The sequence below is a fragment of the Nocardia sp. NPDC051833 genome (assembly GCF_040681225.1).
In the GTDB taxonomy this organism is placed as follows: domain Bacteria; phylum Actinomycetota; class Actinomycetes; order Mycobacteriales; family Mycobacteriaceae; genus Nocardia.
Genome location: NZ_JBFAYK010000002.1, coordinates 586321 through 601673, shown reverse-complemented (window position 1 = coordinate 601673; position 15353 = coordinate 586321). Strand labels below are relative to the sequence as shown.

11 protein-coding genes and 1 pseudogene are annotated in these 15353 nt (G+C 68.9%); 7 read left to right on the top strand and 5 right to left on the bottom strand.

Annotated elements, in window-relative coordinates:
- Positions 1-22: 22 nt before the first annotated feature.
- The gene (locus AB0L91_RS20785; protein WP_365012162.1) at positions 23-1702 is read right to left on the bottom strand and encodes an alpha/beta fold hydrolase; all 1680 of its coding nucleotides are present in this window, start codon (positions 1700-1702) and stop codon (positions 23-25) included.
- Positions 1703-2099: 397 nt separating this feature from the next.
- On the opposite strand from AB0L91_RS20785, the gene AB0L91_RS20780 reads away from it, so the two are divergent.
- Complete coding sequence (locus AB0L91_RS20780; protein ID WP_365012159.1) at positions 2100-3317, top strand: helix-turn-helix domain-containing protein; 1218 nt, start codon at positions 2100-2102, stop codon at positions 3315-3317.
- 10 nt (positions 3318-3327) lie between these two features.
- Positions 3328-4152: a poly(3-hydroxyalkanoate) depolymerase gene (gene phaZ / locus AB0L91_RS20775; protein ID WP_365012157.1), complete on the top strand. Its 825-nt coding sequence runs from the start codon at positions 3328-3330 to the stop codon at positions 4150-4152.
- On the opposite strand, the gene AB0L91_RS20770 is transcribed toward phaZ, so the two are convergent.
- From AB0L91_RS20770 to AB0L91_RS20760, 3 genes are all read right to left on the bottom strand, one after another.
- Complete coding sequence (locus tag AB0L91_RS20770; RefSeq protein ID WP_365012155.1) at positions 4129-6348, bottom strand: MMPL family transporter; 2220 nt, start codon at positions 6346-6348, stop codon at positions 4129-4131. The genes phaZ and AB0L91_RS20770 overlap by 24 nt on opposite strands.
- A 135-nt stretch (positions 6349-6483) precedes the next feature.
- Positions 6484-7656 carry a cation:proton antiporter gene (locus tag AB0L91_RS20765; protein WP_365012153.1) on the bottom strand — a complete coding sequence of 391 codons (1173 nt, stop codon included), beginning with the start codon at positions 7654-7656 and terminating at the stop codon, positions 6484-6486.
- Between the two features lie 148 nt (positions 7657-7804).
- On the bottom strand, positions 7805-9349 hold the full coding sequence (locus tag AB0L91_RS20760; protein ID WP_365012150.1) for a long-chain fatty acid--CoA ligase: 1545 nt from the start codon (positions 9347-9349) through the stop codon (positions 7805-7807).
- Positions 9350-9522: 173 nt separating this feature from the next.
- On the opposite strand from AB0L91_RS20760, the gene AB0L91_RS20755 reads away from it, so the two are divergent.
- From AB0L91_RS20755 to AB0L91_RS20740, 4 genes and pseudogenes are all read left to right on the top strand, one after another.
- Positions 9523-10152 (top strand): TetR/AcrR family transcriptional regulator, encoded by a 630-nt coding sequence (locus AB0L91_RS20755; RefSeq protein WP_365012148.1) that lies wholly within the window; start codon positions 9523-9525, stop codon positions 10150-10152.
- Positions 10153-10272: 120 nt separating this feature from the next.
- A pseudogene (locus AB0L91_RS20750) lies at positions 10273-11523 on the top strand (AMP-binding protein); the annotation flags it as partial.
- 47 nt (positions 11524-11570) lie between these two features.
- The gene (locus AB0L91_RS20745) at positions 11571-12326 is read left to right on the top strand and encodes an SDR family oxidoreductase (protein WP_365012146.1); all 756 of its coding nucleotides are present in this window, start codon (positions 11571-11573) and stop codon (positions 12324-12326) included.
- 66 nt (positions 12327-12392) lie between these two features.
- A complete protein-coding gene (locus AB0L91_RS20740; RefSeq protein WP_365012143.1) occupies positions 12393-12626 on the top strand; it encodes a hypothetical protein in 234 nt (77 codons plus the stop codon).
- A gap of 48 nt (positions 12627-12674) precedes the next feature.
- Here the strand turns inward: AB0L91_RS20740 and AB0L91_RS20735 are convergent, their stop codons facing one another.
- On the bottom strand, positions 12675-13730 hold the full coding sequence (locus tag AB0L91_RS20735) for an AraC family transcriptional regulator (protein ID WP_365012140.1): 1056 nt from the start codon (positions 13728-13730) through the stop codon (positions 12675-12677).
- A gap of 108 nt (positions 13731-13838) precedes the next feature.
- On the opposite strand from AB0L91_RS20735, the gene AB0L91_RS20730 reads away from it, so the two are divergent.
- On the top strand, positions 13839-15323 hold the full coding sequence (locus tag AB0L91_RS20730; protein ID WP_365012139.1) for an NAD(P)/FAD-dependent oxidoreductase: 1485 nt from the start codon (positions 13839-13841) through the stop codon (positions 15321-15323).
- The last annotated feature ends 30 nt before the right edge of the window (positions 15324-15353 follow it).

The following is a 15353-nucleotide window of genomic DNA, read 5'->3' as shown; positions in this document are numbered from 1 at the left end:
AACTCGCGCTCGGGCCGGGGTGCTACCGGGCCATCACGTAGGTGCCGGGGGCGACACCGAGCGGCGCGAACTCGGTGTTGCCGAGCAGCGGTGACGGGGAGATCCGCGGGCCGGAACGGTCGGCGAGCCAGGTGGCGTAGTCCGGCCACCACGACCCCTGCGCCGTGGTCGCGGCACCGCGCCATTCGGCGGCATCGAGCGAATTGTCGTCCGACACCTGGTAGCTCGACTTGCGGTTGCCCGGGGGATTGACCAGCGCGGCGATGTGGCCGTTGGTCGACAGGACGAAACGCACCTTCCCCCCGAGCAATTGGGAGCTGCGGTAGCAATTGGTCCAGGGGCAGATGTGATCCGCCGAGCCCGCCACGACATAGGAGTCGACGGTGACGTCGCCGAGGTCGACGGGTGTGCCGAGCACGGTGACCGCCCCGGGGGTGGCGAGCTTGTTGTGCACCGCGGCCTCGATGAAGTCACGATGCAGGGCGGCAGGCATGCGCGTGGTGTCGGCATTCCAGAACAGGATGTCGAACTTCGGCGGGGTCTTGCCCTGCAGGTAGTTGTTGACCCAGTAGTTCCAGACCAGATCCGACGGGCGCAGCCAGGCGAAGACCTCCGCGAGGTGGCGGCCGTCGAGGTAGCCCTTGCTCGCCGAGCGCGCGATCGCCGCTCGCGCGACGCCTTCGTCGACGAGTGATCCGGCGACGCCGGCCCGGCGCTGATCGATCATCGTGACCAGCAAGGTGAGGCCGGCGAGTTCGCCGATGGACCCCTTCGCCGCGCGGTGGGCCGCGGCGAGGCTGGTGATCAGGCCACCCGAGCACGCGGCCAGGACGTGCACTGAGCCGGCCCCGATGATCCGGTCGACCACCGAGAACGCGTCGATCGCCGCGGCGGCGTAGGCATCGATGCCCCACTCACTGTGCCGTTCGTCGGGATTGAGCCAGGACACCACGAACACCTGGTGCCCTTGCTTGACCAGGTACTCGATCAGGCTGCGGCCGGGCGCGAGATCGAGCACGTAGTACTTGTTGATGGTCGGCGGGACGATCAGCAGCGGCACCGCGTGCACGGTCTCGGTCTGGGGCAGGTACTGGATCAGCTCGAACATCGGCGCGCGGTACACGACGGCGCCCGGTGTGACCGCGAGGTCGGCACCCACCCGGAAGGCATCCGGCTCGACCATCGACGGGATCCGCGGGGAACTCGCGATGTCACGCACGAGGTTGAGCGGGCCCGCGATCGTATTGGCGCCTCCGGACTCGAACAGTGCCTTCCACGCGACCGGGCTGATCAGCGGATTGTTGCTGGGTGACAGGGCTTCGGCGATGTTCGACATCACGAACTTCATCCGTTCGGCGTCCTGCCACTCCAGCGGCGCGTCCCGCAGCAGGCCCTCGGCGGTGTCGTTCGCGGCCAGATACGCCTGCACCACGCGTTTCAACAGCGGATTCTCCGACCATGCCGGGTCGGTGAAGCGGCGGTCACCGCGCCGCGGCGCGATCTCCGAGGTGCCCTTCGCGATTCGGCCGAGTTCGTCGACGAACCCGCCGATCCGGGCCTTGACCCGATCCGGGTGCTGGGCCAGCGCGTCGAGAAAGCGTGCGCCCGAGCTGCCGGGCAGCCAGCGACCGGCCGACCCGAACGCGGCCCTCGTCAGGATCTGGTCGAGCGGAACCGCGGTGTCCTCCGGAGCGCTCGTCATCTGAGTCCCTCCGATCCGGCGTGGTCGCCGCCGACGACCCGATGAACGGCATCCTGTGGATTCCTGCCGATGGTGATGATGTCGTCTCCACTCCTGGACGGCCGCGCGAGTCGGTTCGCGCAGCGGGTTGTCGATGGGTCCGCGTGGATCTCCCGCAGTGATCCGAGGGCGCGGCGGTAATCGATCGAGGAGTGGTGTGGCAGTCGGCTTCGGCGGCGAACGCATGATGTTCCACATCCCGGGGCGGCCACCGTGCCGAACGCGTGATCCCACAGTGGCGCACTGCGCCACGGCCGCCAATGTCGGCGCCGACAGGAAATCGGCGGGGGACGTGTCGGCGCCCACAGTCCGCCTTCTCGCTGCGGCGTTCGGGGGAAGTCGTCGATAGCCTGTCGTGGTGTCCACCCTCAGTCCCGCTCCCTCGGTGGCGACACTCGCCGTCGGCCTGCTGGAACGGATCGATGTGCTGGCCGACCAGCTCGCCGTCCGGATCGTCGATCGGATCGAGGTCTATCGCCTGGAGTACATCGTCGATCGGCGTGAGCTGAAGAGCTCGCTGATAGCCAATATGAATCAGATCCTCGGTCGGCTGAGCGGTGATCGGGAGATCGAGCTGTCGGCGCCCCGGGAGACCGGTCGCGCCCGCGCGGAGCAGGACATGCCACTGCCGGAAGTCCTGCGGGCCTACCGTCTCGGCTTCGCGTTCCTGTGGCGGCGGCTGCTCGGCGCGGCACGGAGCTCGGGGCAGCGGACGGTCGACGCGCTCCTCGACACAGCCACGACGATCTGGGAGATCGCCGACGACGTCTCGCTGGCGGTGACCGAGGCGTACCGGGAAGCGATGAGCGAACGGATGATCGCCGCCGACCGGCGGCGGTCCGGTCTCCTCTCGGCCATCCTCGACGGTCCCGGCTCGGGTTCACACAGCGCCTGGGAGGTCGCGCGGCTGCTCGACCTGCCCTACGACGGGACGTTCCTCGTGCTCGTCGCGGAGGCGGTGGACGGCAACTCGGCACCGCTGCCGCATCTCGAGGACCGCCTGCGGCAGCTCGATGTCGGTTCGGCGTGGCGTTCACAACCGGATCACGAGATCGGCGTCCTCTCCTTGGGGCGTCGCCGCGATCCGGCGGAGGTACTCGCCGCGGTGCGGAAGGTGGCCATCGGCCGGATCGGGGTGAGTCCGGTGTTCGCCCGGCTCGACGGAGCGCCCCGGGCCCTGAGGCTCGCACACGTGGCTCTCGAAACCCTCTCTCCCGGTACCGCATCCATCTGTCAGCTGGCCGACGAGCCGAATATCGACCTGCTCGTCCGCGACCGGGACACCACCCGGCGATTCGTCCTGCGCGTGCTGGGCGGTGTCCTCGCCTTGCCCGACTACGAACGGACCACGCTGCTGGCGACGGCGACCGCGTGGATCCAGGCGCGAGGCTCGGCCGCCGAGGCGGGACGTCTGCTGTACTGCCACGAGAACACCGTGCGCGGCCGCATCCATCGACTGGAACAGCACCTGGGCGGCACGCTCGACGACCCGCGGAATCTGGGTGACCTCACCACCGCGCTGCAAGCGATCCGGATGTTTCCCGAGTTCGGCCAGCCCATCCCGGCCACTGCCTGAAGGAGTGCGCGTGACCCCTGTCGACACCGTTCGCGAACTGCGGATCAACGGCCGGCGCGTCCGGGTCTCGGTGCGGGCGGGGGAGGGGCGGCCGCTGGTGCTGTGCAACGGCATCGGCGCGAACCTGGATCTGCTCCAGCCGTTCGTCGACGAGCTCGACCCGGCGATCCCCGTCATCCGGTTCGATGTTCCCGGGATCGGCGGATCCGAACTGCCCAGGCTGCCTTACACTTTCGCGACAATGGCCTGCCTGCTCGGCACGGTACTCGACGACATCGGCTGTCGCGAGGTGGACGTGCTCGGCATCTCCTGGGGCGGGGGCCTGGCCCAGCAGTTCGCTGTCCAGAATCCCCGGCGTTGCCGTCGCCTGGTGCTCGTCGCCACGGCGACCGGCATGGTGATGGTCCCGGCTCGGCCGCGGGTCCTGAGCAAGATGATCACCCCCCGCCGGTATCGCGACCCCGCCTACGCCGCGGCCATCGCCGCGCAGCTGTACGGCGGGCGCCTGCGCGACGAACCGGAGCTGGCGACGGAGCTGCTGATCCGCCACGCCCGGGTGGCGCCCGGTCGCGGCTACGCCCTCCAGCTGATCGGTGGGGCGGGCTGGACCAGTCTGCCGTTCCTGCCGTTGATCCGGCAGCCCACGCTGATCCTGGCCGGCGCGGACGACCCGATCATTCCCCTCGTCAACGCGCGGATCATGCACCGGCTCCTGCCGCACTCGACCCTGCACGTCTATCCCGACGGCCACCTCGGCCTGATCACCCGTGCCGACGATCTCGCGCCCCGCGTCGCGGCGTTCCTGCGGCCGTCAGCCGTGTCCACCGGAGGCTGAGCCGACGGTCACCGCGTGCTGCGGTGGCCGCTCGTCGTCGAGGGTGGTCTCGCCGAGCCCGATCCGCTGCTGGATCCGCTTCATCCACTGCGGCGCCCACCAGCAGTCGTCGCCGAGCAGTTTCATGATCGCGGGGACCAGCAGCATGCGCAGCACGGTCGCGTCGATGATCAGGGCGGCGATCATGCCGTAGGCGATGTACTGCATCATCACCAGATCGGAGAACGCGAACGCGCCGGTGACGACGATCAGGATCAGCGCGGCCGCGGTGATGATGCGCCCGGTCTGGGCGGTGCCGATGCGGATCGCGTCGGTGGTGGACGCGCCCTGGGCGCGCGCTTCCACCATCCGGGAGAGCAGGAAGACCTCGTAGTCGGTCGACAAGCCGTAGATCACCGCGATGATCAGCATCAGCACCGGAGCGCTGATCGGCTGTGGCGTGAAATTGAGGATGCCGGAACCATGTCCGTCGATGAAGATCCAGGTGAGGATGCCCAGGGTCGCGCCGAGCCCGAGCACGTTCATCAACACGGCCTTGAGGGGGAGCACCAGCGAGCCGAAGGCCAGGAACATCAGCACCATGGTGATCGCCAGCACCAGGATGATCATGAACGGCATCAGGTCGAGCAGCGTGTCGATGCTGTCGGCCATGATCGCGGGCTGGCCGGTGACGTACATCGTCACGCCGTCGGGCACCTCGATCGAGCGCAGGTAGTCGATCGTCGGCTCGGCATCGCCGGTCGGGTCGACCAGGGTGGCGGAGGTCCGATACACCGTCGGGTCGGTGGACCCGGTATTGCTCGGGACACCGAACGAGCTGACCAGCCCCGGTGCCTGGTTGGCCTCGCGCATGATCTGGCCGATCGCCGGGGTGTTGTCGGAGACGAAGACGAGCTGGATCGGGTCGGTTTTCTTCAGCGGGAAGATCTCGTAGAAGTGCTCGAGCGCGAGCCGGGTGCTGTTGTCCGGCGGCAGGTACTTCTCGTTGATGCCACCGAACGCCAGGTTCCCGACCGGGATGATCAGCAGCAGCAAGCCGATGACGATCGGGATGGCCACCTGGAGCGGACGCTTCATCACCCAGCGGGTGAGTCTGCCCCAGAAGCCGTTCTCGATCTCCTCCGACGTCCTGGTCTTGCGGAACCGCTTCAGTCCGAGCATGTCGACGCGCGGGCCGAGCACCGCCAGCATCGCGGGCAACAGCGTGACCGCGGTCAGCGCGGCGAGCGAGACCGTGGCGATGGTGCCGTAGGCGACCGAGCGCAGGAAGCCCTGCGGGAACAGCAGGATGCCACCGAGGCTGGCGATGATCATCGTCGCGGAGAACACGACCGTGCGTCCCGCCGTCATCACCGTCCGCCGCACCGCGGCCCGCGTGTCGTAGCCGTCGGCCAGTTCCTCGCGGAACCTGCTGACGATGAACAACCCGAAATCGATGGCCAGGCCGAGTCCGATCATCGACACCACCGCGGACACGAACGAGTTGACGTCGGTGACGTGGGTGATGCCCATGACGATCCCGTTGGCGCCGAGAATGGTGAGCCCGCCGATGATCAGCGGCAGCGCGGCGGCGACCACGCCACCGAAGATGAAGAACAGCAGCACCGCGACCGCGGGGATGGCCAGCATCTCCATCCGCTGCACGTCGTGGGCGATGGTGTCGTTGAGGGTGCCGCCGACGGCCTGCAATCCGGACACTTCCACCTGGACGCCGTCGATGGCGAACGCGTCGCTCACTTCCCGGTAGTTGCGCAGCACCTCGGTGTCGTTGTCGCCCACGATCGCGATCGACGCGAAGGCGTGCTGCTTGTCCTTGGAGCCGAACACGGACGGCACGCCGGGGGTGGTGCCCACTGTCCAATAGGTGCCGTTGATCTTGTCGACCGCGGTCGGGTGCTCGGCGACCACCCGGGAGAGGCTGTCGACGACCTCGGCGCTGAACTCCGGATCGTCGATGGTCGTCCCCGCGGGGGCGGTGTACAGCACGATGACGTCCGCGGTGTGGTCGCGTCCGAACGCGCGGTCGGCGATCTTCGCGCCCTGCGACGACTCCGAACCAGGGTCGTCCCACCCGCCGGAGGTGAGTTGGTTCTCCAGGCCCAGTCCGAAGCCGCCCAGGGCCAGCAGTGCGGCGCCGACGACGGCGAGCACCGCGAAACGGAACCGATAGACCAGGTCGCCCCAACGGGTGAACACAAGCGACTCCTCGACAGCAGGGGCAACGGGCATCGGCGACTGCCCCACACCGCTGTGGCAGAGGTCGAGGTGTCGACGGTGTCGCCGATGGTGGCACGCGAAACTGAGGAATAGCTGACAGCTGCCAGTGGGTTCTCAGCGAGTGCGCGAGTTCCGCGCGCGCCGACCGAACTGCGCGGCGACGAGGGGTGCGCCGATGCCGTGCAGCACGATGCTGCCGCACACGACGACCAGCGTGGCTCCGACGACGAGATTCGCGTCCGACGTGCCCGCCAGGCTGTTCACGGCGAGCAGACCGAAGACGATGGAGGCGACGCCGCGCGGGCCCAGACAGCACAGCAGGATTCGCTCGGGCACGGTGAAGCGGGAACCGATCAGGGCGAGCGCCGCAGGCACGATCCGGAAGACCGTCAGCGCGAGCAGTCCGTAGACGACGACCTGCCAGTCCAGCCCGGGAATGGCGACCGCGATCGCGCCGACCACGAACCACAGGCCCAGGCCGAGGAATTGGGCCAGGCCCTCGGTCAGTTCCAGGGGTTCGCCGGGGATGTCTCGGTGGGTGGCCCGGTAGGCGAGCCCGGCCAGGAAGGCCGCCACGAACCCGTTGCCGTCGATCTGGATGGCCAGCGCGAAGGTGAGCACGGGGATGGCCAGAATGCCGCAGCGCACGGTCCTGGGGTCGGTCCAGCCGCGGGCCGCGGCCGCCGACAGCGCGAGGCCGGCGGCCGCGCCGATGGGAAGGCCGACCAGTACGGACTTCACCACGGCCTGCAGCGCGTGGCCGAAGGCTCCCAGCACCTCGTCGGAGTCGGTACTGCGCCGATACGCCTCGAGGGCGAAGAGCATGACCGGGGCGACGAGTCCGTCATTGAGTCCGCTCTCGACATTGAGGGTGTCGCGTACCCGCTTGGTGATCCGGTTGTCCCGCAGGATGGACTGGGCGGGCACCAGATCGGTCGGCATCACGATGCAGGCGAGTATCAGCAACAGCGGCCACGAATCCACGGACAGCACGTATTTCCCGGCGACCGTGGCGATCACGAGACTGACCGCGAACGCCACCAGCATGCGGGTCACCCCGGTGTTCTTGGCGATCCGGTCCCGGATCTCGGTGGCATCGGTGAACAGGAACAGCGCGAGCAGGAATTCGACGATCCGCAGCGCGGCGGTGGTATCGATCGAGGGCAGCAACCACTCGTCGTCGGTCAGCCCGACGGCGGCGCCCGCCACGATCATCGCCACCGGCTCGGTCACGCTCCAGCGCGCGAAGGCGCGGGAGTAGCAGGCCCACACCAGGATAATGGCCATCGTCACCGCTATCGCGACGAACATGCTTCTCCCGCCGGTGGGTCGAGACGATTGCTATCGGAAATCCCATGGTAGGAGACGTTCCCTCGCCCCGGCGGTACCGCTGGCGTGTCGGCGGCACCGCCTCGGCGCAGGTGCGGTTCGTCCGTCAGCGGAGCTCGCGCTTGAGGATCTTGCCGGTCGCCGTCATGGGGAGCGTGTCGACGAGTTCCACGATGCGCGGGTACTTGTAGGCGGCCATCTGTTCCCGGCTCCAGGACACGAGCTCCTCCGGGGTGGCGGTGGTCCCGGGTTCGAGGATCACGAAGGCCTTGACCTCTTCGCCGTGACTGTCGTGTGGCACCCCGATCACCGCGGTCAGGCTGACCGCCGGGTGGGTCAGCAGCACTTCCTCGATCTCGCGCGGATAGACGTTGAATCCACCGCGGATGATGAGGTCCTTGGTGCGGTCGACGATGTAGTAGAAGCCGTCCTGGTCCCTGCGGGCCAGATCGCCGGTGCGGAACCAGCCGTCGCGGATGACCTCGGCCGTGGCTTCCGGCCGGCCGTGATAGCCCTTCATCACGTTGGGACCGCGGACCGCCATCTCGCCCACAGCCCCCACTTCGGTGATCTCCGACCCGTCGTCGTCGATGAGCTTGATCTCGACACCCCAGATCGGCACCCCGATCGAGCCGGGACGGAGACCGCGATCGGGGTCGCTGAACGACACCACCGGTGATGTCTCGGACAGGCCGTACCCCTCGAGCACGGTGATACCGAGGCGATCTTTCACCTGATGCAGGATCTCCAAGGGCAGGGCGGCGCCGCCGGAGATGCCGATGCGCAGGTTGCGGGCGATTCGCTCGACGTCGATCTCGGCGGTCAGAGCGTTGAGCAGGCCCCACCACATCGTCGGCACACCGGCGAAGAAGGTGATGTCCTCGGTGTTCATCAGCTCGACGACCTGCGCGGCGTCGAAGCGTGGCACCAGATGCAGGGTGGCCGCGGTGGCGAACCCCGCGTGCATCTGCACGGTGGCGCCGAAGGTGTGGAACAGCGGCAGGCACACGATGTGACTGTCGGCCGCGGGACGGTTGCGCAGCAGCTGGTTCAGGGTCAGTGCGTTGACGAGGGTGTTGGAATGCGAGAGCTCCGCGCCCTTGGGCTGCCCGGTCGTGCCGGAGGTGTAGAGCACGATCGCGGTGTCGGTGGCCTCGGTGCCGACCGCCTGGAAGACCGGGCTGGCGCCGGCCACCGCCGCACCCAGCGTCTCGGCCCCCGTGAGGGGGCTGGGCGCCGCGGGGTCGGCGGTGATGAGGAAGAAGTGCTCGATCTCGGCGACCCCGGCGGCGGCGAAACCCTCGCTGCCCATCGGAAGTTCGGCGCTGCCCTCGAAGCAGAAGTACGCCACCGCGCCGGAATCGCGCAGGTGATAGGCGATCTCGCGGCTCTTGAGCAGCACATTGAGGGGCACGACCACCGCGCCCGCCTTGAGAATGCCGTAGTAGACGATCGGGAAGTACGGCAGATTCGGGCAGCTGAGCGCGACCTTGTCGCCGGGCCGGATCCCGCGCGCGACCAGGAGATCGGCCACCTGGTTGGCTGCGGCGTCCACCTGGGCATAGGTCAGCCGGGTCCCACCCAGGACGAGGGCATCGCGGTGTGGATGGCGACGGGCGGAGTCCTCGAGGAGGACCGACAGGTTCAGCACGGGGTACATCCTTGCGCGAATGAGGGAGGCCGAGTGAATTCGAAGTCGAATCGAGATTGACGGTAGGGGCGGGTCCCGACCCTGTCAAGGCGCACTCGTGGGCGATGAAGGGGGAGGGGAGTCCGCGTAGACGGGCGGTGCATCAAGGTCATCGGCTGTTACGATGTCAAGTCGTGTTCGAGAACAAGGCGGCCCCGCAGACCTCGGCCCGGCCCGCTCCCGTGCAGCGTCGCGGGATCGAGCGCGTGCAGGCGATTCTCGAGGCCGCCGATTCCTTGCTGCGCGAGCAGGGCTACGACGCGGCGACGTTGAAAGCGATCGGGGACCGGACCGGTATTCCGCTGGCGTCGATCTATCACTACTTCGCCGATCGCCACCAGGTCGATGTCGAACTGGCGCACCGTCATGTCCGCGAACTGGACGCCCGCATCGTCGCGGTGCTGGAGCGCCCGGTGGCGCGAAATCTGCGCCAGGCCACCGATGTGATCATCGACCTGCTCGTCGACTACTACCGGGAGTTTCCCGGCTTCATCGAACTCTGGTTCGTGGGGCGCCCCCCGGCGATCGCCGAGGTGGCGCGGGTGTTCGACGAAGCGCAGTCCGAACGCTTCTGGCGGTACCTCATCGACCGGGAGTTCGTCGACGCCGAGACGCCGCTGCTCCCCGTCGAGCTCGCGTTCGAGGCGGGTAACCGGCTGTTCGACGTCGCCTTCCGGCGGTCGCCTTCCGGTGACGAGGCCACGATCGCCGAAGCGCGGCGGCTCGTCGCCGCCTACCTCGAGACTTACGCGCCGAGGGCCTGACCCCGCCCGTCGGCTGGTCGGGTCCGGGGGAGTCGCCGGGTCATCTGCCGATTTTTGACAGCGCTCCGCGCGGATCCTAAACTCGAATTGAATTCGAGATCGATTCAATGCACGACCGCCATGTCCATTCCATCGAGCGTTCGGAGTTGCCGCGTGACCATCGCCGTCATCGAAGTCACGCGTGCGCGCAATCCCTTTCCGCAGTCGGAGGTGACGCGCGACAGTACGGGAACCCCGCGCTACGCCTCGGTCCCGGAGACGCTGATCGATGTCCTGCGCGCCCACGTCGAGCGGCGTCCGGACGCCGAAGCCGTCGCGGAAGTGGGTGGCGACCGGCTGACCTACCGGCAGCTCTGGGAGCGCGCCGCGCGGACGGCCGGTGGGCTGCGTGCCGTCGGGGTGCGGCGCGGGGATCGGGTGGCGGTGCGTTACCCGTCGGGGACGACGTGGGTGCTCGCTTTCTGGGGCACGATCATGGCCGGTGGCATCGCCGTGGCGGTGAATACCCGGTCGGCGGGCCCGGAGGTGGAATTCGTCCTCACCGACGCCGACATCGCGGTCGATCTCACCGCGGACACCCCGCTGCCGGACAGTGACCCCTATGTGGCGGAGGGGCTCTGCGCCGACGACCTGGCCGCGCTGTTCTACACCTCGGGCGGCACCGGGCGCCCGAAGGGCGTGCCCACCACCCACGGGGCCTTCGTCACCAATGCCGAGAACATGATCCGCAGCTGCACGCTGCCCCGCGAGGTGGGCTCGGATCTGCGGACCCTGATCTCGATGCCGCTGTTCCAGGTGACGGCCTGCCATTCGCAACTGGTGGTCGCCGCCTACGTCGGTGGAACCGCGGTGATCCAGTCCACGCCCGATCTCGCGCTGCTGATCGAAACGCTGGCGGTGGAACGGATCTCCTTCGTTGTGACGGTGCCGTCGGTCTACTCGGCGCTGCTGCGGCACCCGGACTTCGCCACCGCGGACGTGTCCGGAGTTCGCATGGTCGGCTACGGCGGTGCCCCGATCGCGCCGTCGCTGGTGCGCGAGTTGCTCGTGGCCTTTCCGCGCGCGACGGTGACCAACGGGTACGGCACGACCGAGACGGCGTCGCTGATCACCGTGCTGCCCGATCGGGACGCGGTCACGCACGCGGACTCCGTCGGCTACGCGGTGCCGTCGGTGGACATCGGGATCGTCCCGATCGGCGATGTCCCGCACATCGGTGAGCTGGTCGTCCGTGGCGCCAATGTCACCGCCGGATACTGGTACCGCCCGGCGGCGACCGCCGAGACGATCGTCGGCGGCTGGCTCCGCACCGGTGACGTGGTGCGTGTCGACGACGCGGGGCGGGTCTACCTCATCGACCGCCTCGCTGACACCGCCGGAACCGGGCGCCGGACACCCGACGCTGACGGTGGACCGACATGACCGGACTCGATCTGACCGGACGCACCGCGATCGTCACCGGGGGCTCGGAGGGGATCGGTTCGGCCGCCGCGCGGGCCATCGTGGCGGCGGGCGGCAATGTCGTCCTCACCGCACGCCGACAGGAGGCCGCCGATGCCGCCGCGGCCGAATTGCGGGGCGCAGCGGTCGGTTTCGCCGCCGGTGGCATCGACGAGTCGGCGGCCCTGCGGTGTGTCGAGGCCACGATGAGCCGCTTCGGCGGCATCGACATCCTGGTCAACGCCGCGGACCGCAACCCGTCGGCCGGGCCGGTCCTCGACCAGGACTACCTGCGCTTCACCAAGACCTTCGGGGTGAACGTGTGGGGGCCGATCCTGTGGACCTCGCTGGTGACGCGGGTGTGGATGGGTGAGCACGGCGGGGTCGTGATCAATACCGTGTCGGTCGGCGGCGCGGCGGGCGAGCCCGCTCACGGGCTCTTCCACGCCGCGAAGGCCGCGCTGAAACACGTCACCGAGCAACTGGCGCTGGAACTCTCGCCCGGCGTGCGGGTCAACGCTGTCGCGCCGGGTGCCGTCCGCACGCCGCCGGACCAGCCGCAGTCGGCCGTCGCGGCGGCGGACCACGCTGTGCCCGAGGACATCGGTGCCGCCATCGCTTTCCTCGCCTCCGACGCGGCGGGCCGGATCACCGGCGAGACCTTCGTGATCGACGGCGGACAGCGGCTGGGTGACGCGACCTCGTTCCGCGGCGGCGAGTGCAGCCATGTGTGAAGCGATTCCGCACCGGGCGTGGCGTGCGTCGACGCCGGACGCGCCGACCGGCACGGATGTTGCCTGATGGGTGACCGGCCGACGGTGCTGAGCGCCGCCGACATCGAGCTGCTCGAATTCGCCACCGCGTGGGCGCCCTACGGCGGCAACGATGCCGAGGCCTTCGTCCGATTCGGGCTCGGCGCCGACGAATTCCACCGCCGACTGCACCGGTTGCTCGGCTCGCGCGCCGCGCGCACGCTCACCAACACCACTGTCGTCACACTGCGGGAACAGTGTCGGAATCGGTTGTGGCGGTAGCCCGGTGCGGCCGGTCGCCGCGGTAGCCGGGTCGGCGTTCGCTGCCCCTCAGCGGACGCGGGAGCGCCGGTAGGCCGACGGAGTGGTCCCGGTCCAGCGCTTGAAGGCGTGGATGAACGGCGTCGCCTCGGCGTAGCCCAGCCGGATCGCGATGTCGTCGATCGAGAGCGGAGTGCCGATGAGCATCTCCTCGGCCAGCGTGCAGCGGACCTCGTCGACGAGCGCGCGATAGCCGGTGCCCGCCTCGGTGAGACGCCGTCGGAGCGTGCGCGGGCTCGTGCCCAGTTCGCGCGCGACCACCTCGATGGTCGGCGGGGACGCGATGCCCGCAGACTCGCCGCCGGGCAGGATCAGCTCGCGGACCTCCGCCGTGATGCCTGTGCGGGCGCTGCGCCGTTGGAGGAGATCGGCGCACTGCGCGACACACAGGCTCCAGGTCTGGGCGTTCGCCTGGGGCAGCGTCTGGGCCAGCACCGCCGGGTCGAGGGTGAACACCGTCTGCGCGCGGCCGAATTCCGGCGGAGCGCCGAGCACCTCGGCCAGGCGCGCGGCGCTGTCGCCCGCGTCGAAGTCGAACTCGATCCGCGAGACGGCGAGTTCGTGGCCGAGCAGGTCGCCCATCACCCGATGCATGGCGACGATGTCGCGTTCGACGAGGAAGCGCACCACGTCGGGGGGAACGAGCTCGTGGTGGATCCGGGCCAGCACCCCGCCGTCGCTGGATTCGACGACCGGCGTGCAGAATCCGTAGCCCAGGTGGTAGTAACGCAGCGCCAGCGAAATCGCCTCGCGCAGTGTGGGACTGGTGACGCAGGCGAAGCCGAAGATGCCGAAGGTGGAGAGCCGGTAGCGGCGCCCCACCTCGACGCCGAGCGCGGGAACGTGGGCGAGCTCGCGCACGAGATTGCGCACGACGACGAGTTCGGTCGCGGCGGGTACCTGCAGATCGGACGCTGTCAGGGCCGTCCCGGCGAGGCCGGTGCCGGCCAGCACGCGATCGGCGGTGACGCCGTGATCGGCCGCGAAAGCCGCCATCACCGCGATGCTGGCGATGCCGCGCGGAAAGTCCCAGGTCCGGACTTCCGGCTCTTCGACGGTACGCATCCGTTCAGTATGGCCGAAAATATTGATTTGCTGGCCGTCGTTGTTTGCCCCCGGTGTTCGCGCAGGTCGTAGCGTTGACAGCGACAGCAGCGACAGAGGAGTCCTGGGATGAGCGCGCGCACCACCCCGTCGATCGTCATCATCGGCACCGGTTTCGGCGGCCTCGGCATGGCGATGGAACTGCAGAAGGCCGGATTCGACCGGGTGACGCTGCTGGAACGGGCCGCCGACGTCGGCGGTGTGTGGCGCGAGAACACCTACCCCGGGGCGGGCTGCGACATCCCCTCGCCGCTGTACTCGTACTCCTACGAACCCCGGACCGACTGGCCCAAACGGTTCTCCGAGCAGCCCGACATCCACGCCTACCTGCGCGGGGTCGCCGAGAAACGCGGTCTGATCCCGAAGATCCGGTTCGGGGCCGAGGTCACGGCGGCCGCGTTCGACGACACGACCGGCACGTGGTCGGTGCACACGGCGGACGGCGCGACGATCACCGCCGACATCCTCATCCCGGCCGTGGGACAGCTGTCGCGGCCGGCGCTGCCGAATATCCCGGGTATCGACGATTTCCAGGGGGAGTCGTTCCACTCGGCCGAGTGGAACCACGAGGTGGATCTCACCGGCAAGCGGGTCGCGGTGATCGGGACCGGCGCCAGCGCGATCCAGTTCGTGCCCGCCATCCAGCCGAAGGTGGAGCGGCTGACGCTGTTCCAGCGGTCGGCCGCCTGGGTGCTGCCCAAGCCGGACATCGAGTACCGGCCCTGGCACCACACCGTGTTCGCCGCCGTGCCACCGATCCGGCTGGCGGAACGGTTCGCGGTCTGGGCGCTGTGCGAATTCCTGTCGCTGGGCATCGTCGATGTCCCCGCGATCCGGCCGCTGGTGACCGGCATCGCCACCCGGCACCTCGAGAACCAGGTGCGGGACCCGCGGCTGCGAGCCGCGCTGTTGCCGGACTATCCGGCAGGCTGCAAGCGAGGCCTGTTCTCCAACAACTACTTTCCGGCCCTCACCCAGCCGAACGCACACGTCGAGACCAGCGCGATCAGCGAGATCCTGCCCGACGGTCTGCGCACCGCCGACGGTGCCGTCCACGGCGCGGACGTGATCATCTACGGCACGGGATTCAAGGGCACCGAATTCCTGTGGCCCATGCGGATCACCGGGCGGTCCGGACGCGAGCTGACCGACGCGTGGGACGGCGGCGCCCGCGCCTATCAGGGCATGGCTGTGCCCGGGTTCCCGAACATGTTCCTGATCTACGGCCCGAACACCAATCTCGGCGTGGGGTCGATCGTCTACATGATCGAGTCCCAGGCCCGCTACATCCGCCAGGCCGTCCAGCAGATCGCCCGGCGCCCGGGACGGGTGCTCGATGTGCGGGCCGAGGTGGCCGAGGCGTACGACACCCGGGTGCAGCGGCGGCTGGAACGGACCCCGTGGACCCGGTGCACGAGCTGGTACCGCACCGCGGCCGGGCGCATCACCAACAACTGGCCGGGGACCGTGTCCAGCTATCGCCGCGGCACGCGGACCTTCGCGCTGTCGGACTACCAGGTGGTCCCCGCCACGGCCGACCGCCCCGGGTTGTGAACAGCAACCGATCGACCCCCTTCCCGACGA